The 20,412-nt window shown below is 38.8% G+C and carries 15 protein-coding genes; 13 read left to right on the top strand and 2 right to left on the bottom strand.

What is annotated here, in order from left to right; translation table 11 throughout:
* Window positions 1-90: 90 nt before the first annotated feature.
* Window positions 91-2,949, bottom strand: coding sequence for a DUF6493 family protein (locus H8796_RS04365; RefSeq protein WP_117932739.1), 2,859 nt, complete (start codon window positions 2,947-2,949; stop codon window positions 91-93).
* Complete coding sequence (locus tag H8796_RS04360; protein WP_117932741.1) at window positions 2,937-4,292, bottom strand: SWIM zinc finger family protein; 1,356 nt, start codon at window positions 4,290-4,292, stop codon at window positions 2,937-2,939. Before H8796_RS04360 ends, H8796_RS04365 begins: the two co-directional genes overlap by 13 nt.
* A gap of 594 nt (window positions 4,293-4,886) precedes the next feature.
* Here H8796_RS04360 and H8796_RS04355 point away from each other — a divergent pair.
* The 13 genes from H8796_RS04355 (at window position 4,887) to H8796_RS04300 (ending at window position 20,412) form a co-directional block, all read left to right on the top strand.
* A complete protein-coding gene (locus tag H8796_RS04355; protein ID WP_117932743.1) occupies window positions 4,887-5,390 on the top strand; it encodes an RNA polymerase sigma factor in 504 nt (167 codons plus the stop codon).
* A 217-nt stretch (window positions 5,391-5,607) separates the two neighbouring features.
* On the top strand, window positions 5,608-6,384 hold the full coding sequence (locus tag H8796_RS04350; RefSeq protein WP_117932943.1) for a Cof-type HAD-IIB family hydrolase: 777 nt from the start codon (window positions 5,608-5,610) through the stop codon (window positions 6,382-6,384).
* 503 nt (window positions 6,385-6,887) lie between these two features.
* On the top strand, window positions 6,888-7,493 hold the full coding sequence (locus tag H8796_RS04345) for a DUF6088 family protein (RefSeq protein ID WP_004323950.1): 606 nt from the start codon (window positions 6,888-6,890) through the stop codon (window positions 7,491-7,493).
* A complete protein-coding gene (locus H8796_RS04340) occupies window positions 7,486-8,493 on the top strand; it encodes a nucleotidyl transferase AbiEii/AbiGii toxin family protein (RefSeq protein ID WP_007219209.1) in 1,008 nt (335 codons plus the stop codon). The genes H8796_RS04345 and H8796_RS04340 overlap by 8 nt, the downstream gene beginning before the upstream one ends.
* A 13-nt stretch (window positions 8,494-8,506) precedes the next feature.
* On the top strand, window positions 8,507-9,352 hold the full coding sequence (locus tag H8796_RS04335; protein WP_007841917.1) for a DUF4007 family protein: 846 nt from the start codon (window positions 8,507-8,509) through the stop codon (window positions 9,350-9,352).
* Complete coding sequence (locus H8796_RS25335) at window positions 9,342-9,728, top strand: hypothetical protein (RefSeq protein WP_233530295.1); 387 nt, start codon at window positions 9,342-9,344, stop codon at window positions 9,726-9,728. The genes H8796_RS04335 and H8796_RS25335 overlap by 11 nt, the downstream gene beginning before the upstream one ends.
* A 9-nt stretch (window positions 9,729-9,737) precedes the next feature.
* Complete coding sequence (locus tag H8796_RS04330; protein WP_233530294.1) at window positions 9,738-12,551, top strand: hypothetical protein; 2,814 nt, start codon at window positions 9,738-9,740, stop codon at window positions 12,549-12,551.
* Window positions 12,548-13,654 carry a hypothetical protein gene (locus tag H8796_RS04325; protein WP_025018537.1) on the top strand — a complete coding sequence of 369 codons (1,107 nt, stop codon included), beginning with the start codon at window positions 12,548-12,550 and terminating at the stop codon, window positions 13,652-13,654. Before H8796_RS04330 ends, H8796_RS04325 begins: the two co-directional genes overlap by 4 nt.
* 13 nt (window positions 13,655-13,667) lie before the next feature.
* A complete protein-coding gene (locus H8796_RS04320; RefSeq protein WP_117932745.1) occupies window positions 13,668-14,753 on the top strand; it encodes a DUF262 domain-containing protein in 1,086 nt (361 codons plus the stop codon).
* A gap of 8 nt (window positions 14,754-14,761) precedes the next feature.
* Complete coding sequence (locus tag H8796_RS04315; RefSeq protein ID WP_004323942.1) at window positions 14,762-15,733, top strand: protein kinase family protein; 972 nt, start codon at window positions 14,762-14,764, stop codon at window positions 15,731-15,733.
* Window positions 15,727-18,012 (top strand): DEAD/DEAH box helicase family protein, encoded by a 2,286-nt coding sequence (locus H8796_RS04310; RefSeq protein ID WP_117932747.1) that lies wholly within the window; start codon window positions 15,727-15,729, stop codon window positions 18,010-18,012. Before H8796_RS04315 ends, H8796_RS04310 begins: the two co-directional genes overlap by 7 nt.
* 4 nt (window positions 18,013-18,016) lie before the next feature.
* On the top strand, window positions 18,017-18,247 hold the full coding sequence (locus H8796_RS04305; protein WP_225987840.1) for a hypothetical protein: 231 nt from the start codon (window positions 18,017-18,019) through the stop codon (window positions 18,245-18,247).
* Window positions 18,244-20,412, top strand: a complete 2,169-nt coding sequence (locus H8796_RS04300) for an AAA family ATPase (RefSeq protein WP_004323939.1) — start codon at window positions 18,244-18,246, stop codon at window positions 20,410-20,412. The genes H8796_RS04305 and H8796_RS04300 overlap by 4 nt, the downstream gene beginning before the upstream one ends.

The raw sequence follows: 20,412 nt of genomic DNA, 5'->3' as shown, positions 1-20,412 counted from the left end.
CACATTGGCACAACGATGCCACTTCGATGGCACAACTGTGCCAATATAGTGGCACGAAGTAAGAGATTAAGTAGTGTTAACCGCTTCTCCTTATCGTTGGATATTAGCCACCACTTTCTTCAGATTGGGTATTCCTTTCCATACGTCAAGCAAGTGTGAAACGTGTTCGTCTGTAACCTTGCTGTGGTTGATGGTCAATAGCTCCAGATAAAGTTCGAGCAGTTGTTTGAGTCCGGTGACGGGTTTGTCGGGCAATCCGCCGATAAATACTGTGAGCAGTGCTTCCAGTTGGTGGTTGTGGAAAGTACTTCGTTTGTACATGCTTTCGTACACTTGGGTGGTGAAGCGTTTTAGCGGAGCAAGTTCCATCTGGATGAGGCGGGCCAGGATTTCTCCTACCCGGTGATTGTTTATTCTTCCTGTGGATACTCCTTCTACCCATAATTCGGCTGCATAGGAACGGACTGTTTTGTCTACAAAAAGCAGCGAACCACTTAGTAGGAGCAAACTCATCTCTTTGAGCGGGCAGTGGAAAGACAACAGCATGCGCAAGGCACAGGCGAGGGTGCGTTTGCTGTCTTCCTGCGGAGTGCCGAAAGCCATGTAGCATGTGATAATCTGGGCTATCAATGGTTCCGGGCGGTTGGGGAAACAGCATAGCAGAGGTTCCATATAACGGGAATCATCCATGTTATATTTACTGTTGATGATCAGATGTTCCTGCCATAACTGATGGCTGTTGCATTCGGCATATGTATGCCATTTGTAGAACTCGAGTTGGAGCAGACGCCTGTCTGTTTCGTATGATTTCTCTTTGGGTTTTACCTCTTTCCACTCGTAGTCTCCTGTCAGATAGTTGTGCGGTAATGTGTTACAGGCGAAAGATTTGAATGCTTCGAATTCCGTCTCCGGTGCTTTTACCAGTCCGGCGGCCACCCAGGCGGTCGGATGATTGTAGGGCGGTTCGGGTAGCGTGTTTTCATCCAACAGGAACAGGCAGAGATGCAGGTATTCATCTTGCAACAGTTGTCGGGCGGTGGCGATGGCTTCTTCTTTGTCTTCCATGGCGCAGCGGGCAATAGCTAGCTGGAAATCCCATGGACAGAGTTTCGCTCCTGCTTTCTGATATACGGCAAGCCGGCGTATCAGTTCGGTAGCTTGTACGTATGCCGGGGTATGGGTGGGAGTAGAAAGTAGGGGGAAAGCATTGCCTCCTTTTATTTTACGGATCACATTCAGCCATAATTGTTTGATGGGGGTGAAACAGGTTGCGTTGCTGTAGCCGGGTTTCCAGTCGGCAAGTCGTTTGAAAGAGCGCTCGTCATAAGCTCCTCTGTTTTCATCTACTCCTTTCAGTCTTTCTTCCAATCGGGTGAACATATTTCTCAAAAATCCAGTGTTGGAGGTATCTTTCTGTGCCCATAAACGTTGATATTCCAGTAGGAAGGTAGCGAGAAGATCTTCGTATGGCTCCCAACCATTGGCAACGATAGTGGCAGCCCGTTGGAAAACCGGTTCCATCCGGTTGAGATCTTCTTTGTCCAATTGGGGATGGAAAGCAATGATGGCGGCAATGGTTGTTTCTATCTCCCAACTTTCCTCCATGTCGAACAAACGACTAAGCTGGAACAGGAAATCTTCTTTGTTGGCGGGGAAGGGAATAGGGTTGTCTTCCCTGCAAATGCGTACTGTTTCTCCCACACTTACATCGGGTTCATGGGCTTCTTCTGCAGGCTGCGGTTTAAAAGACGAGAGTATCGCATGCACGCTTTGAAACATCTCCGGTTGATAAGATTGCAGTGTTTCCTGGAGATTGGATGAAGAGGCGTCTCCATACTTTGATATAAAATTAGCGGCTTTCTTTTGCAGGCTTTCGTCTTTCTTCAAGAAGAGTTGGCAGAGAATGATGCAGCAGGGCTCTTTCATCTCGGGATGTTGTGCGACGATCTTTTCAAAGAGGGCGTAAATGGTAAGCAGCGAGTTTTTGGGGCTGGAGAAGAAAAGGGTGGTTGCCCGTTCGATAAATTCCTGATAACGGAATCCTTCTTCGGATGCAATATTTTTCAACTGTTGCAACATCACGTTCACCGGTTTGGTATAGGAAGAGGTGAATATTTGCATCATCTCTTCTTGCAAGGATAACAGTTCTCCGGTAGTTGGTTGCAGGGTTTCGAAGAATCCGGCAAACCATCCTGCCATGTCTTTCTTGAAACTCCGGTGGAAAGTGGCGAGTGTGGCTTTTAATAGGCGTTCTCTATCCAGATGGCCGTCCAGCGAAAAGCGGTAGAGAGCGGCACTGATACTTTCATCCCGTGCGGTAACTCCTTTTTTATAAGCCTCTTTGGCGCAATCATCTTGATAGCCGGTGGACGATTCGTATTCGAAAATCGTCCAGATATGTTCTTTCAGGGTGATGTCACGCTTGAGTAATAACTCACTGTTGAAAGTATCGTTTCCTTTGGGTTCTTTATTTCTGATACGGGTAATCCAGGGGAGTACATGTGCAATGCGGCTTGGAGCGATTTCTTTGAGGTATCCCATATCCATGAGCTGCATCAGCTGTTCGTAATTGAGATCGAAATTAAACCAAGTTTTGTCATCATTGATAAAATCAGTCAACCAGGTGGGGTAGTAGAGCGGGAGTAGTTTGCAAAGCATATCAAACTTCACATGATATGCCATATCCATCTCCCGTTTGTTGGCGCAGACAAACTGGACAGCAGATAGAAAATGTGCCCGTGCCGCACTGCAGGTTGTCTCACTACTGAAACCGGCAAACTTACTTTTTATCCATTGTAAATCCCGGATAACCGGCAACAGTTTCCGCCTTTCTTTCATTGGTAACTCCAGTAATCTTTTGACAAAAGGGATTAATATCTTCTCTTCATTCTCCGGAGTATCCACATAAGCCTTGGATAATTTCTCCAGTTCTTTTTTTAATTCTTCCATTGTACTAGTTTCTTTACTGCCAGAATATGTTTGCAAGCTCCCCGTTCTCCCTGATTGCTGCTGAGCCAGGTGCAAGTGCAACGCTCCTTCTCACTCTCTCTGTCGAGAATGACCGTATGCCTGACACCTCCGCTTCCTGCCACGCGTGCTTCTGTCCGTTTCTCGTCATTCGATATGATTTCTACTTTTTCTTCTTCCAGTAGTTTTTCTGCAGCTATCATTCGAGGATTGAGACTTAAAATACGTTCGGTTTTGAAAGGCAGGCGACGGTAGAAGAAGCTGTTTTCATCCAAATCGAATCCCAATAATCCCATGGCTGCGAGCCGTGCCGTGAGAGAATCTACCTTATCCAGATCAATATGTTCCTCTATGGCAAAAAGCGTGGGGTTGAACTGTTGGTTGGCATAACTGTATTTGTCCATTGCCTCTATCCATCTTTCGGGAACATCTTCGAGCAGAGATTCCAGTGCGGCGCCTTCTCCGGAAAATCCTCTCCAACATTCGCGGGAAAGAGAAAGGCTGAAGCGTACCGGACCGAAATAAAGTTGCCAAATGGTAGATTGCATGGTGGGATGCGCAAAGACTTTCAGCTCATCGGCAAATGGAAGCAAGGGCTCGAGCAGACGTAAGCGATGAACTCCTCCAATGCAGACGGCATTCATACTTTTCACCGGTGAAAAGGCGGGTTTTTGACCGCGCATCACTAAATAATAGTCGCATTTCACGCTACTTTTCGGAAGAGTCTGGAAGAGTTGTAAGGTTTGTATGCGATTGAAGGAGTAGAGCTGTTCCGCAACGGATTGATAAATCTGTACCGTAGTCAACCCTTTTATCCATTTTACGGGAAGAGGTACTTTCCGTTCTATCACTTTCTCACCTTTATGATAAAGTCCCACCTCTTTGGGGCCGACCGACATCACCACATTCTCCTGTCTGCCTATTCCTCCTAAAGCGGAAATCATTCCGGGGTTAAAATCTACGTTTGTTGTCCCGTTTTCCAGAAATTCTCCGTCGTGTCCGTCAGGAAGTACGTCGACCCTGGCATATACACCTGCACAATTAGAAAATCCTTCAAAGCGCAGGCGGTCATTTCCTGCGGTTACAATCGGATCTTTCAGCATGGAAAGCTGTGCCGGTGTCAGATTAAAACTGGACTGCACAACATTGGATAATGCGATGAGGCAGCGTGCTGTCATGTAGGGTTGTGTCAACTTTCCCCAAAAGAAACAGGGTGCTTCTTTCTTTTCTATTTCGCTGTATTTGGCAAGAAACAGTTCGTCCTGATCGGCTGACCGTTGCAGTGCGGAAGGAGCTGCATATTGGTAAGAGATGGTATCAGTCATAGATAGTAAATCTAAATTTGGTTGTATATTCTCCAAATATAGAAATTAATTCTTAGTGAAAAAAAGAAGTAGGAGAATTTACATCGCTTTGCAATGCTGATATTATAAAATATCGTCAAATAAAGCATTTATGCCTCTTCTGACAGCAAATATTAAATATAATTCTTTATAGTCAGACACAATTTTTTATATATAAAACAATTATTCTTTATAACTATTCTTAAATCCTACGTTCCTTTTTGCCGGAAAACAATACTTTTGTTCCCATAATTAGAATGTTTTAGCAACATAATCTAAATTAAGTCTTATGAATTTTTAAAGATGAAAAAGACAGCTGTTTGTGAAAATCGCTAATATTGTTTGTTTTGTTTGTGTTATCCCATTTTGAGTCAGGTGTGACTTCAAAATGGGATTTTCGCTATAAAGACGGTCTCAAAACCACCTGAATACTATCAAAAATGACCTAAATTCTATCAGTGGATAGATTTTCCCCTAAACAATGTCTGTTCTTCACCTGTCACATTTGCTGAAAACCCGTAAACTTGCAACATCGAAATGATGATAACGAATACTCACAATTTAAAAATAACGAATATGAAAAGTTTAAGCTTCAGAAAAGATCTGGTAGGAGTACAGGATGAATTACTCCGTTTTGCATATAAACTGACAACCGACCGTGAAGAAGCGAACGATTTGTTGCAGGAAACCTCATTAAAAGCATTGGATAACGAAGATAAATATACCCCCGACACAAATTTCAAAGGATGGATGTATACTATAATGCGAAACATCTTTATTAATAATTACCGCAAAGTAGTGCGCGATCAGACATTTGTCGATCAGACTGAAAACCTCTATCACTTAAACCTGCCGCAAGATTCAGGTTTTGAAAGTACGGAAAGAGCCTACGATTTAAAAGAAATGCACCGTGTAGTCAATGCTTTGCCAAAAGAATACAGAGTTCCGTTTGCGATGCACGTTTCAGGATTCAAGTACCGTGAGATTGCAGAAAAGCTGAATCTTCCGTTAGGTACTGTAAAGAGCCGCATATTCTTTACCCGTCAGAAATTGCAGGAAGAATTGAAGGACTTCCGCTAAGTGTTCACTATCAATTTTCAGTTGGTATCAATAGGTATAGGGCAAAAGGATCTCGTTTCCTTTTGCCTTTTTTATTTTAGGTGTTGGAGGTCTGTATTTGTTATGGGAATTTTTTCAGTAACTTTGTCACTGTTTAATTGACTGCTCTGACTTATCAGTCGAGAATAGTCGATTTGCTTCTCTAAATTATCGAAGAATGAATAAAGATATAAATGTTATGATAAAAGCAATCATGCTCGATGTGGATGGAACATTGGTAAGTTTTGAAACTCATAAAGTGTTGCCATCCTCTGTTGATGCCCTTAGGAAGATTCATGACGGTGGAATTCGAATAGCCATTGCTACCGGTAGAGCGGCAGGCGACCTTCATGAAATAGCTGATGTTCCGTATGACGGAATTATAGCATTGAATGGAGCCGACTGTGTTTTGCGGGATGGCACTGTGATAAGAAAGCACCTTATTCCGAAAGATGATTTTAAGAAGGCCATGGAAATAGCAAAGGCCTTTGATTTTGCAGTCGCTATTGAATTGGATGAAGGTGTGTTTGTCAATCGTCTGACTCCGACTGTCGAACAGATTGCTAAAATCGTGGAACACCCTATCCCGGCCGTTGTGGACATTGAAGACCTGTTTGAAAAGAAAGAGTGCTGTCAGCTTTGTTTTTATATCGATGATGAGAAGGAACAAAAGGTGATGCCGTTTCTGCCTAATCTTTCCTTGTCGCGCTGGCATCCTTTATTTGCTGACGTGAATGTGGCAGGAATAAGTAAGGCAACCGGCCTTTCGGTATTTGCCGATTATTATGGGATCGGAATGACGGAAATAATGGCTTGCGGTGATGGTGGTAATGATATTCCTATGTTGAAAGCTGCCGGAATCGGAGTGGCGATGGGAAATGCATCGGAGATAGTCAAAGCTTCAGCCAATTTTGTTACTGGTACGGTGGAGAATGACGGGCTTTGTAAGGCGTTGAAACACTTTGGAATTATTTAATATTAGGTGCTCTGAAGCTTAATATTATAGGCTTGTTTCCCTATTCCTTATTCTTCGCTATTCCTGCTTTGTCCGTTGCTGTTGTTTTTACCTGTTTGGGAACAATTAGTTATCTTTTACTCTAGTTGGAGGATGGTTATAAAAAGGAAAAATTCCTGCAAGTGTTTCACTTACAGGAATTTTTCAGTGGACCAGCCTGGGCTTGAACCAGGGACCTCCAGATTATGAGAACGATAAGATGATATTCTGCGATAGCTTGTTATCGCAATTTTTATTGAAATTCAACCAGTTACGTATTTCTCTATTTCCTATGGAACTCACTAAATCCCCCTAACTGAAACCGTTTGTTTACGCATTGTTTACGCAGAATTAGGGAGTGAATGTTGCCATCAAATCCATTTGACTATAGCATCTCAGCATGTAATGTTAATTAATACCTCATATTTTACCCAAGCCTTGGAGTTGTCGCAAATAATTTATAATTTTGCGACAAACAGAACGTGATGGCAAGCATAGAAGAGAATATTTTGACAGCTATTAAAGCCAAAGGAAGAGGAAGCATCTTCTTTCCTTCTGATTTTACGTCATACGGTGAAGTAAAGGCTATTGGCAAAAGTCTTGAACGACTGACTGCAAAAGGTGATATCATCCGTTTGGCAAGAGGTATATATTTATATCCTGAGATTGATACGGTCTTGGGACTTGGCATATTGATGCCATCCATAGAACAGATTGCTGAGATGATAGCCCGCAGGGATAAGGCACGTATTGTGCCGACTGGTATTTATGCGCTGAACAAATTGGGTATATCTACTCAAGTGCCTATGAATATTGTTTATCTGACAGACGGTGCACCACGCAAGGTAAGCCTTGGAAATGGTCGTTCGATACAGTTCAAATACACGACTCCCAAGAATCTTTCATTCACAAATTCACTTGCAATGCTGGTTACGTTTGCCCTAAAAGAAGTAGGGAAAGATAATATAACCGACGATATAGCCAAGCAAATTAAGAATGTGCTTCAGAAAGAGCAAAAAGAGAACGTGCTGGCAGATGAGGCACTTATGCCAGCATGGATAAGAACCTTTACAAGACAAGCGTATGAATAATTATTTCCAACTATCCAAGGAACAACAGCAAATGGTGTTTACCCAAACAGCCAATAAAACAGGCTTGCCTGTACAAGCTGTAGAAAAGGACTTATGGGTAACGGCAGTATTACAAATGGTATTCTCATTACCTATAGCAGACCATCTTGTATTCAAGGGCGGAACATCTCTTAGTAAGGTATGGAAAGTGATACGACGTTTTTCCGAAGACATAGACTTGGCCATTGACCCGTCCATTTGGGGATTTGAGGGAGATTTGACGAAAAAGCAAATCAAACGGCTACGTAAGGCTTCTTCCATCTTTGTGCGTGACGAACTTTGCCAGTCATTACAAAGGGCGGTTACTGAAACAGGTATGGAGAAATGGCTGTTAGTGGAAGCTGACCCTGACGGTGAAGGTGATGGGACATACCCGGAGCCAAGAGTGATACACATTCGTTACAGGTCTCTTTTCGATGAAGATTTACCTTATTTGCATTCAGAGGTAAAACTGGAGGTTGGTGCTCGTTCCTTGCTCGAACCCACAGCAGAAGCAACGGTAACAAGCATTGTAGAAGACGCATTACCTATTAGCACGATAGTTAAGCAGGTTGTGATACCCACAGCCTTGGCAGAGAAAACATTCTTAGAAAAGGCATTTTTGTTGCATGAACTTTTTTCATCTCAAACTTCAAGAGAAGCCAATCGCAAATCCCGCCATCTGTATGACTTGGCACAAATGATGAGCACTGACATTGCGACACGGGCGATTGCCAACGATGAACTTTGGAATACAATCCACCATCATCGTGAATTATTCACAAGCATGAGTGGGGTGGATTATACTCCCGACATTCGCAAACGCATAAGGTTGCTACCTCCCGATGATGTTATGGACGATTGGTACAACGATTACAAGGACATGCAATCGTCTATGATATATGGAGAGAAACCATCGTTCGAAGAATTGATAGAAAAAATGAGAGAATTAGAAAATCTATTTCATAATACTAAACACTAAAAATATTGATAAAATGAGATATTGTTTTTCTGGTCACGAATCATTTCCTTGTAAGTCTATGTGGCTAAAGAAGGGATATGATTATTTGGTTGACCGTAATAGATTTACAGACCCTGATGCTGTCGTAAAACTCGGTGTCGGCAAAAACATGGTTCAATCAATTAGATTTTGGCTGAGGGCATTTGGTCTTTTGAATGATGACGAGGCAACGGAGATTGCTCATTATCTCTTTGATGATAGAGATGGAAGAGATCCTTATGCCGAAGATAACGCCACCCTATGGATTCTTCACTATATGTTAGTAGTGACAGCGGTTTCAAGTATTTATCGTCTGTTTTTTGTTGACTTGCAACGTGAGAAGAAAGAGTTTGATAAAGAACAAGTTCTTTCATTTATCAAAAGAAAGTGCAATGTACCTGAACAAAAAAACGTGTTTAATGAAAATACTGTAAAGAAGGACATAAGAGTGCTTTTGCAGAACTATCTTGCACCGACAAGTCCGAAAGGATACGAAGAATATGCGAGTATTTTGTTAGAATTAGGTCTTCTCCGTGAGAACGAAGGAAAGTATTCATTCAATGAAATTTCTATAGAGCAAGTTAATCCTTTGATTATTCTATTTGCATTGGTTCATATAGCCGGAGAGGACAAAACAGTTTCTTTTGATAAGTTACAAGAACTATCATTGATATTCTGCATTCCCACTTCTTCTTTCTTGATGGTAGTACGCTCGCTAAGTGAACAATACCCCAAAGAAATTAGCTACACAGATAATAGCGGAATTAGAAATGTACAATTTCTCCAGAAATTAAATATACTTGAAGTGCTGAATAGATATTATAACAACGATGAAATTTAATTTATCTATAAACATAAGCCAAGGCGTGAGCGATAATTTCAATTACATCGTTACGCCCAATGCACAAAAGGTGTATGGCAATATAGTCGATAGCTTCCAATCAGGAATTCACTCATTCTTGATAATTGGAACATACGGAACAGGAAAATCTAGTTTCCTAATGGCTTTAGAACAAGACCTACTCAACAATAAATCAAAATTGGTATCGGAAAGAAGCGTTTTTGCAGATGCCAAGAGTTTTGAGTTTATGAATATCGTAGGAGACTATTCATCTCTTTCGACGTTGTTATCAAAGGAGCTGTCAATTGCTCCTTCCGATGATAGCAAAAACGTTTTTAGTACACTGACAAGGTATTTGATAAAATTAAAGGATTAGAATAAATTCTTGTTTATTTTCATTGATGAATTTGGCAAGATACTTGAACATGCAGCCAACAATAATCCAGAAAAAGAACTATATTTTTTACAGACATTAGCAGAGTTTGTTAATGTTTCATCTCGAAATGTAATACTTATTACCACACTTCACCAAAATTTTGGATCCTATGCTCACAAACTTACAGAAACTCAAAGAAATGAGTGGTTAAAGGTAAAGGGGCGTTTTAAAGAATTGGTTTTCGCAGAGCCAGTAGAACAACTATTGTTTTTGGCAGCCGAAAGTCTAACCAAATCAAAGACAATGACAGATAATGCCAAAGAGAATTTCCTTGAAATATTTTCGTTGGCAAAGAAAAATAAAATCATATCAGAGTCGCTGACAGTCAGAACGTCTAAGATGCTATATCCATTGGATGCGGTAGCTGCTTCATGCTTGACACTGGCTATTCAACGGTATGGGCAGAATGAGAGAACACTATTTTCTTTCTTGCATGACACTGCATCCAACTCAATAAACAGTTTTCTCCCAAATGACACAACGACTTATAACTTGGCTGTTGTCTATGATTATGTCATATATAACTTCTACACAGCTTTGGCGGAAACAAATCTTGACTCTACCAACTGGCGTGCTATTCGTGTTGCCATAGAACGAGTAGAAAGCGGAATCATTAATAAGAACAACATCGATGATGCACTTAAAATTGTTAAGTCTATCGGTTTGCTTAACTTGTTCTATAATGGTGTGGTCGTTGATTTAGCATTCTTGGAGACTTACGCTTTAAAGGCATTGGGCATAAAGAATCCAAGAGGTATTATTGAGAAATTGACCGCGAACAAGATTATTCGTTTTGCTGCATATAAATCTCAATTCATTTTATTTGAGGGTACAGATATAAATATTGAAGATGAACTATATAAGGCAGCTACAATTGTACCTGTACCAAAGTTGGTCGCAGCAGAAATTGCTCCTTATGTAAAGAAAACCGTTGTCGTAGCATCTGCCTCATACTATAGGACTGGAACTCCTCGTTATTTCCAGTATGTAGTTTCTAATGAACCATATGATGTAGAACCAACAGGTGACGATGATGGCTTTATAAACCTGATTTTCCCTTTAGAGGATATTAAAGATTGCATATTGAAGTTGTCTGCGAGTTCAGGCAAAGCCATAGTCTATGCCTACTTTAATGATACAGAAAAAATTGTCAGACACCTATATGAAATAAAGAAGCTGCAATATCTCCTTGATAATGTGGTGTTGGAAGACCGAATCGCAAAAGGAGAGATACTTAAGCAACAGTCCTTTGAGGCGCAATTACTTAATGAAGCTATTAATAGTTGCGTTGAAATGCCCAATGGTCAGGTTGAATGGTTTTTCAATGGAGAACAACAGATAATAAAGAGTCGAAAAGATTTCAATAAACTTCTGTCTACTGTTTGCGATGTAGTATATAATGAAACACCTATCATCAGAAATGAATTATTTAACAAGCAGAAAATAAGCTCGGCAATTTCTTTGGCAAGAGTGAACCTGTTAGATGCAATGATTGAGCATTGGCAAGAAGAAGATTTTGGATTTTCTCCAACCCAATATCCGCCTGAGCGTACTATATACAATACATTGTTTAAGAGTTCCGGAATCCATCGCCAAAACGAAGATGGATTGTGGATCTTAGGAGAGCCAATTACTCCAAATCTTCAATCGCTATGGACTGTTTGCTCTGATTTTTTAGCAAAAAGTACAGAGAAAGCCTTTAAACTGTCAGATTTAGTAAAGACATTAAAAATGCGTCCATACAAATTGAAACAAGGTGTCATAGACTTCTGGTTGCCCATCTTTTTATTTGTAAGGCAACAGGAGTTTGCGCTTTATAATGGCGAAACATTTGTTCTGAATATTAATAAAGAATTGTTTGAGCTATTGCAGAAACGCTTGAATGACTTTACGATAAAAGCTTTTGATGTTAACGGTATCAAATTGGAGTTATTCAATAAATACAGAGAATTCCTGAATAAAGAGCGTGGAGAAACCATAACATCCAATTCTCTTATGGATACAATCCGCCCATTCTTCAACTTTTATAACGGCTTGAACAAATATGCCAAGACTACTCGTAAATTTGATTACGATGTGACCGCAAAATTTAGAGATGTTTTAGCAACAGCAAAAGACCCATGCAAAGCATTTCTTGAAGATATACCAGCAGCTTTGGGCTACAATGATTTTCATAATGAAGAATTTGCTGCTCAGTATTTGCAGCTTATCAAAACCGCTGTTCACGAATTGGTTATCTGTTATGATTTGTTTATAGATCGTATTGAAGATGCTGTGGTAGGATATTTAGGACTGCCTCACGACTATATAAAATATAAAGAGATTTTGGTTCAGCGTTATTCAAGTATAAACAAAGGATTGTTAACAACTAAGTCTAAATCATTTTTGGATAGAGTCCTTGCTCCATCTGATAATAAGCGTGAGTTTTATGAGAAAATAGGTTTGGTGGTATTCGACCGTAAAATAGAATCTATAGAAGATAAAGAAGAAGCTTTGTTTTTATCGAATCTTACACACTTGTTTGGAGAACTAGAACGATATACAGCGTTCAATGAAGTTAATAATGAAACTGACGAAGTGGCATTTAACTTTGAATTGGCGACTAGCAAAGGTGATTTCAAATCAAGTAGGACTTATCGTCTTCCTAAAGTAAAACTTGCAGAAGTTGCAGAAATTGAAAATAGGATACAAACACTATTATCTGGTAACGATGAGCTAGATGTTTGTATATTGCTCAAAATGTTGAACGAAAAATTGCGATAAATATGGTACGACACATATTGGGTATATCAGGAGGCAAAGACAGTGCAGCATTAGCCATTTACCTCAAGAACAAATATCCACAAATGAAATTGGAGTATTATAATACTGATACAGGCTGTGAACTGGCAGAGACAGAACTATTGATAAGTCGTCTTGAAACATACCTTGGTGGTATAACGATGTTGAGAGCCGCTGCTGGTAGTCCAGAGCCAACACCATTTGAACATTTTTTAAAAGCGTCTGGTAACTACTTACCTTCGCCTCAAGCTCGTTGGTGCACTCAGAAAATGAAATTAGCCGAAATGGAGAAGTTTGTGGGAGATGCACCTACAATTTCCTATGTTGGTATTCGTGGAGATGAAGACCGGGAAGGGTATGTTTCCACTAAACCTAACATTCAAGCTATATTCCCTTTTCGCAAGAATATTTGGAGTGTGGATGTTGTAAACAAGGTACTTAGCAACAATAACATTGCTCAACTCTTAGAAATATATACTTCATTGTGTGATGAAGAAACTTTGAGCGAAGCGAAGAAGATTATTGAGAAGCCTCTCACAAAAGATTTCTATTATAGTAAAAAGACCAATTCGCTACTAGATTTGGATACAAAACTATTTAATAAAGCTGTATTTAAGTTCCTCAAAACTACGGATTATCCTGTAGGTAAACTTGACGATTTCCCATTAGTTGATAATGACGATATTCTCGTGAGGGATGACATATTCCGAATCCTTGAAGAAAGTGGTGTCGGTATACCTGATTACTACAAACCCATTAAGTTTGAAGTTGACGGAAAGATTGGTACGTACAATCGTAGTCGTTCTGGTTGCTATTTCTGCTTTTTCCAACAAAAAATAGAATGGATATGGCTTTACGAGCAACATCCTGATCTCTATCAAAAAGCAATGGATTTTGAGAAAGGTGGTTATACTTGGAATCAAAATGAGAGTTTGGCAGACCTTATCAAGCCAGAGCGTATCCGTCAAATTAAATTGGATGCTATCAAGAAACAAGAGGCTAAGCGTCAAGCAGGCTCATGCCGATTAGCAGACAATATTGGTGATGTTGATGAAGATAACTTTTGTGCGAATTGTTTTATATAAAAAATGTAATAATATGAAGTATTCTAATTTAGAGTGGACTATTGGTGAACTGATAAATTTAATAGAATCTCAAAAAATCAACCTCCGTCCTCCTTACCAACGAAACTTTATTTGGTCCTCAAAGGATCAGAAATTGTTAATTGACTCTATTCGCAAAGGTTATCCTTTACCCAACTTCTTTATTCTGAAAAATAAGGATAATACATTTGAAATGGTTGATGGTCAGCAACGTGCTATTACAATATATAAGTTTATAAAGAATGAATTTCGTGATTCTTCGAAACGTTACTATAAAGATTACAATGAGAACACATTTATGAACTATAGGATAAATGTTGTTCTGTTGGAGGAGTTCAATGGTAGTACAGAAACGAAGGAAGAGTTCTTTTATTTAGTTAATAAAAGAGGAGTGCAGTTAAATCCTTCTGAAGTAAATCATGCGTATTATCATGATACAGATTTCATGCATCTTGTCAATAGAATGTCCGAATATCAACCCTTAATAGACTTGGATATTTTTACTGATAAGACTGTAATGAGAATGAATGATCGAAGTCTCGTAGAAGAATTAGCAGCATATCTGATAAAAGGTATTACAGATAAAAGAAATGCTGTAGAAGAATTGTTTGAGAGCAAAATAAAATCAGATGTATCAGAATTGAAATTCACACGTTTTTGCAATATTATTGATAGGGTAAATGCTATTCAAGACATAAAGCCAATCAACGAAACAAGATACAAACAGCGTAATGATTTTTATACACTATTTTGTTTTATAGATAAACATATCGATGATTCTATTATCGTATTGAAAGAGCAATATAAAATTCTATTGTATATAAGTGATAATGGTATTATTTATCCATCAAATGACGACTACGAGTTGTTCAAAGAATATGCTATTAATTGTGTAAGTCAATCTAATTCAAAGCGAGCTAGGGAGAAAAGGCTGCTATTCTTTGAGAGTATGCTCGCAAATGAGTCAAATACACCGAGCGAGGAACAAATACAGTTAATGGATTTTGCCCAAAATGAACTTGAGGAAAATCTTTCTACTAAAAAATACGACAAGTATTTACTTGTAAATTGTATAAAGTAATTATGACTATGATAGTAAATACACCATTTATCTATGATCGCAATTGTATTCGTATATACGAAGAAATCACTAATAATGCAATTACGATTGATGGTATTGACTATTTTGTTGATTCTATCAGCCCAGGATACAAGAATAGCAAAGGTGCCAATTCTTATGTATTCGCTTTATATCAAGCACAAAATTATATAGACGATGGTAGTTCTGTTCCTGATAGAGTTATTAAGATCTCTAATAAAAGAGATAATAATAATTCAGTATCTGAAGGCAATAAACGTTTCTATAGAGAGATTGAAGCTTTAATTGAATGTAAAAAACGCCATATTCATAATGTAGTTACAATTGCTTCTTTTGGTCAATTGTCTTGCAAAGTAAAAAAAGAAGGCGGCAAGGGTCCTACATATCTGTTCCCTTTCTACACAATGGATTATGCTTCTGGAGATTTAAAAAACTATTTAGAGAATAATGATATTCCATTTGGGAATAGAATAGATTTATGCCTACAAATAGCTAATGGTCTGAAAGAATTGAAAGATATAGGATATTATCATAGAGATCTAAAACCTGATAATATACTCATGTTTGATGATACATGGAAGATTGGTGATCTTGGGCTTATAGCATTTCGTGATAAAGACAACATATATGATAAGAAAAATGATTTTATTGGTCCTAAAGGATGGCTTTCACCAGAAGCTATGAATAAGTATCTTCAGTCAGATAATAATAAATACAAATTTGACTGTAATATAGATCACCAGTCAGATGTCTTTCAATTAGGAAAGGTCTTTTGGTATATACTTCAAGGAAATGCACCTATTGGAAACATTCGCCGATCTGATTTCTTTGATGGGCATGATGACATATATAGTGTATTGAAATATATGCTCAATCATTCTAAAAAGAAACGACCTATATCTATTGATTATGTGATTAATGAGTTAAGTCGCATCATGCAGAAATATAAATTTGTATGTTGAAAACTGATGTAATATGGCCGGACAGTAGGCGTTTCATGTCGCGAACAGAGTGGGAGCCACTAGGCTTCTTCTCTGAGGCATTGTGTAACGCTACAACATTCGATATTAAACTGGGATTCTTCTCATCATCAGCGATCAATGTGTTAGCTGATGGTTTTGCCGCATTTCTTTATAACGGTGGTAGAATGAGGTTGATTATCAACGATGTTTTGTCCGAAGAAGATCGCAATGCTATTGTGGTTGGTGAATCGGAAGTAAACACACCGTACTTTGACCTTAATGCAATAGACTGTATATCATATACTCTTTCTAAGCGTGATAAACATTTTTTTGAGTGCTTGTCTTGGCTTATCAAAAATGAGCGTATTGAAATAAAGATTATTACACCCAAGGTTGGTAATGGTATAGCACACTCTAAATGTGCTATGTTCTCTGACGGTATTAGTAAAGTGGCATTTGATGGTTCATGTAACTTCTCAAGAATGGCTCTTGTAGAAAACATTGAGAGCATCAATGCATTTTGTGATTGGGATGGAGAGCGAGACAAGAACCGTATTAACGATATTGTCAACGATTTCAATCGTACATTCTCTGGTGAAGATGATACGGTCAAGTATCTTAAAGCTGACCAAATTATCACGCATATCACAAAGACCTATAAACATAAGGATATAAAGGAGCTTCTAGAAGATGAACAACGTATTCTTTATAGTAGGACAGAGAATAGCACGTCGGATTCAATCCGCAGGATTTTAGAACGTGCAAAAGCCAAAGTCACAGTAATAGTTGATACCTTGAATAAAGGGAAAGAGAATATTAAAGAAGAGCGGTCTGTACCACTATCTCCTCAATTTCCATTTCCTGAACCAAGGCCATATCAAAAAGAGGCTTTCAATAACTGGAAGGCATCACAAAAGGGATTATTTGCAATGGCTACTGGTACAGGAAAGACTTTGACCTCACTGAACTGCTTATTGCAGATTTACAATAAATTTAAGTTCTATCAAGCTTTGATACTTGTGCCTACGATTACCCTTGTTGAACAGTGGGAGGATGAATGTAAACGATTCAATTTTAGCCACATTATCAAAGTGAGTTCTAAAAACCAAGGATGGAGATCAGAGATTGATGACATAAAACTAAAAGAGAGTCTTGCCGAGAGCGATGAATCATCTTTGTCGTTTATTATCATTACCACGTATGCATCTTTCTCAAGAGAATCTACATTTAAGCAGCTCATGTCATTGAGTAAGAAAATACAGCGACAGATGTTATTAATTGCAGATGAAGCTCACAATATTGGTGCACCAAATATCATGTCAAAGTTAGATAGGGTGAAGATTCTACGCCGTATTGGTTTATCTGCCACCCCCGAACGTCAATTTGACGATAAAGGAAACAAGGCTGTTATGCAATTCTTTGGGTGCGATGCCCAATATACATTTGAGTATTCTATGAAGGAAGCTATCGACAATGGATTTCTTTGTCGATATAGATACTTTCCACATGTTGTACGCTTGAATGAGGATGAAATGGCTGAATACAAGAAGATTTCTTTGCAGCTTGCCAAGTTCTATAATATAGATGAAGGTTCTTTCTCTGGTGTGGATGATATTCTAATGCGCCTATTACTCAAACGTAAGAGAATCATTCATAAAGCCCAGAATAAGGAAGAAGTATTCCGACAAATCGTAAGGCAACGCTTTGAAGAACGCGGAAGTCTCAAATATACACTTGTTTATGTTCCTGAGGGTATGCAACTTGACAGTTCCACTCAATATGCTACAACCGACAATCCAACTGATGATATGGATGTAGATAAGTTGATTGACAAATACACTCAAATTGTTCAAGAAGTTAGTCCAACAACTACGGTAAAGAAGTTCATATCTGGTATTCAGAACAGAGACGAAGTGCTGAGTAAATTTTCTACTGGTGATATCGAAGTGCTTACGTCCATGAAATGTTTGGATGAAGGTGTTGATGTTCCAAGAAGCGAACTTGCAATTTTCTGTGCAAGTACAGGAAATCCAAGACAATTTATCCAGCGTCGTGGTCGTATATTGAGAAAACATCCCGATAAGCATATCGCAATCATCCATGACCTTGTAGTAGCACCAGAATTTGATTCAACAGAGGAAAATTACAACATGGAACGTAACTTGCTAAAAGGAGAATTGCAAAGGGTCAAAGACTTTGCTAGATTATCCGAAAATCCAGCCTTTGCATACACTGAATTAGAAGAAATAACAAATTATTATAACCTGTCAATATTCTAACAAAATGGCATCAATGACAAACAACGAAAAGATACTTCAGGCTGTACTACTTGATGATAAGCTGATGGAGTTTGGTGGTTACACTGCGGAAGACATTGGCAATATATACCAAGCAATAGACTCCGACAATTGTGTTATCAGTGCAGTTGCACAAATTATTAGTCGTACAAATGAAGGAGCTACAGAAAGAGAACTTTGGAAAGAGATTAACGATTATCTAAAACGTAACGTATGAGAATCAAATCAATCGATATCAAAAACTTCAGAAGCTATTATGGTGAGAATAACCATTTTGAGTTTTCTGATGGCCTCACGCTAATTCTTGGTGACAACGGAGATGGTAAAACCACCTTTTTTGAGGCCTTGGAATGGCTATTTGACACAACATCAGAGCGTGCCAACCTTTCCAACGTTTCGGAAATGAGAAAGTCTAAGCTGGAAATTGGCGAACATGACGAGGTTTATGTGGCAATGACTTTTGACCATGATGGAGAGAAGATGGTTGAAAAATCTTTTTCAATCGTAAAGACAGGTCATGATACCTATAGTGTAAGTAATGCTTCTTATCATGGGTACGAGACTAATGGAATTGAACGTGAGTCTGTGGATGGCAAGCAGTTGATAACACGATGCTATGATTCTTTCATTCGTAGATTTAGTATGTTCAAAGGTGAATCTGATCTAAGCGTATTCGATAACGCAGCCTCCTTGAAGACATTGGTCGACAAATTCTCTGATATTCATAAGTTTGATGGGCTTGTTGCTAATACAGACTCATTTGAGCAAAAGGCAAATAAGGCTTTGTTACAAGAGATGAAATCTGATGACAAGATTTCAAAAGAGACAAAATCTCTTGAATTGCAAATGACGCGTCTAAGTGGCGAAATCCAACAAAATAAAGAGGATATCAAGGACAAGAAAGATGCAATCGCCACTTTCTCATCTAATCTCAACAAACTTGAACAAAACCAAGAGACTTCAGAAAAATATCGTGATATCCAAGAACGCCTTAAAACTAAGACTTCAAAGAAAACTCAGCTCATGGCAACAATCAAGAAGAAAGACTACAATCATTGTCTTCTTGACGAATATTGGATATTAGCACCATTTGGAGATGTCCTAACGGAATTTAAACAAAAGTGTGCTGCTCTTAGTAAAGAAAGACGTGTTCAAGAGAAGAATTTCGACAAGCAACAAGCCGCTGCCAAAGCAAAACTTGAGACTATCAAGGAAATTCAAGGTGCATTGGTAAATGGTGCAACAGAACTCCCATGGTATTTGCCTAACCAAGAAACTATGGAAGATATGATAAATGACCACATCTGTAAAGTATGTGGTCGTGAAGCTTCTGAGGGATCTGATGCATATAACTTTATGGTTCATCGTCTCGAAGAATACCGTGCGCATGTTGAAGCCAAGTGTAAGCGTGACGCTGCAATAAAATCCATTGATGAAGAATCTTTATTTAAAAATGACTATATTACCGAATTACATTCACTCAGTATTTCACTCAGCGGTCCCGAAGAATCTAAAATTTTCGGCATATCAGGAGAAATTGACGACTGGCTAAATCTTGTCGCATTGCGAAAAAATGAGTTGAAAGACGTTGAAGAGGATATTCAGGATTTGCAAGACGAAAAGGCTCGTATCCTTATTCAAGCTGGTAATGTTTCTGAGAGCCTCCTTGAGAGTCAGTTCAATGATATTAAGGGCTGGTATGAACAGAAAGAACGAGCATCCGTCAGACTGAGTCAGTTGGAAGATGAATTGGAGAACAATATATCAAAAATGGACGAGTTGAAGGAACAGATGAATAATCTTAATCCTGCAAATTCTCAGGTTAAAATTCTAAAGAAAGTTCACAAGGTTCTAGAGGAAATAAACAAGGCCTTTTTCCGTGCACAAAAGGATAATTTGCGAAGATTCCTCACAGAGTTGGAGAAAAGAGCTAATGAATATTTAGATAAACTTAGTGCAAATGACTTCCATGGAACAGTGCGCTTAGTGCAGACTGCTAACGATTCAACAGAGATTCATCTCTATAGCTCCAATGGCACAGAAATCACCAATCCTTCTGGCTCTCAGAAAACAGTGATGTATATCTCTGTTCTCTTTGCTATTTCTGATTTTACTCAAGAAAAGAGGGATGAGGATTATCCTTTGTTTTTTGATGCAGCGACATCGTCATTTGGCGATTCAAAGGAAAGTGATTTCTATAACGTCATTGATAAGATTGACAAACAGTGCATAATTGTGACCAAGGATTTTATCACTCGTGGTAAAGTTCGTGAAGAAGATATAAACAAGCTGACTTGTTCAGTTTACCGTATAAAAAAGGTGGATGGCTTCGATCAGACTAATATGGCGACTATACGTACGATAATCAATAAAATCAAATAG

This window comes from Bacteroides sp. M10 (genome assembly GCF_014334015.1).
Taxonomy (GTDB): Bacteria; Bacteroidota; Bacteroidia; order Bacteroidales; family Bacteroidaceae; genus Bacteroides; species Bacteroides intestinigallinarum.
This window is presented reverse-complemented; position numbering and strand designations above follow the sequence as displayed.

Bases quoted from the DNA above. Each gene is read 5' to 3' on its own strand.
- H8796_RS04365 (WP_117932739.1), bottom strand. From the start codon at position 2,949: ATGGAAGAATTAAAAAAAGAACTGGAGAAATTATCCAAGGCTTATGTG.
- H8796_RS04360 (WP_117932741.1), bottom strand. From the start codon at position 4,292: ATGACTGATACCATCTCTTACCAATATGCAGCTCCTTCCGCACTGCAA.
- H8796_RS04355 (WP_117932743.1), top strand. From the start codon at position 4,887: ATGAAAAGTTTAAGCTTCAGAAAAGATCTGGTAGGAGTACAGGATGAA.
- H8796_RS04350 (WP_117932943.1), top strand. From the start codon at position 5,608: ATGATAAAAGCAATCATGCTCGATGTGGATGGAACATTGGTAAGTTTT.
- H8796_RS04345 (WP_004323950.1), top strand. From the start codon at position 6,888: ATGGCAAGCATAGAAGAGAATATTTTGACAGCTATTAAAGCCAAAGGA.
- H8796_RS04340 (WP_007219209.1), top strand. From the start codon at position 7,486: ATGAATAATTATTTCCAACTATCCAAGGAACAACAGCAAATGGTGTTT.
- H8796_RS04335 (WP_007841917.1), top strand. From the start codon at position 8,507: ATGAGATATTGTTTTTCTGGTCACGAATCATTTCCTTGTAAGTCTATG.
- H8796_RS25335 (WP_233530295.1), top strand. From the start codon at position 9,342: ATGAAATTTAATTTATCTATAAACATAAGCCAAGGCGTGAGCGATAAT.
- H8796_RS04320 (WP_117932745.1), top strand. From the start codon at position 13,668: ATGAAGTATTCTAATTTAGAGTGGACTATTGGTGAACTGATAAATTTA.
- H8796_RS04315 (WP_004323942.1), top strand. From the start codon at position 14,762: ATGATAGTAAATACACCATTTATCTATGATCGCAATTGTATTCGTATA.
- H8796_RS04310 (WP_117932747.1), top strand. From the start codon at position 15,727: ATGTTGAAAACTGATGTAATATGGCCGGACAGTAGGCGTTTCATGTCG.
- H8796_RS04305 (WP_225987840.1), top strand. From the start codon at position 18,017: ATGGCATCAATGACAAACAACGAAAAGATACTTCAGGCTGTACTACTT.
- H8796_RS04300 (WP_004323939.1), top strand. From the start codon at position 18,244: ATGAGAATCAAATCAATCGATATCAAAAACTTCAGAAGCTATTATGGT.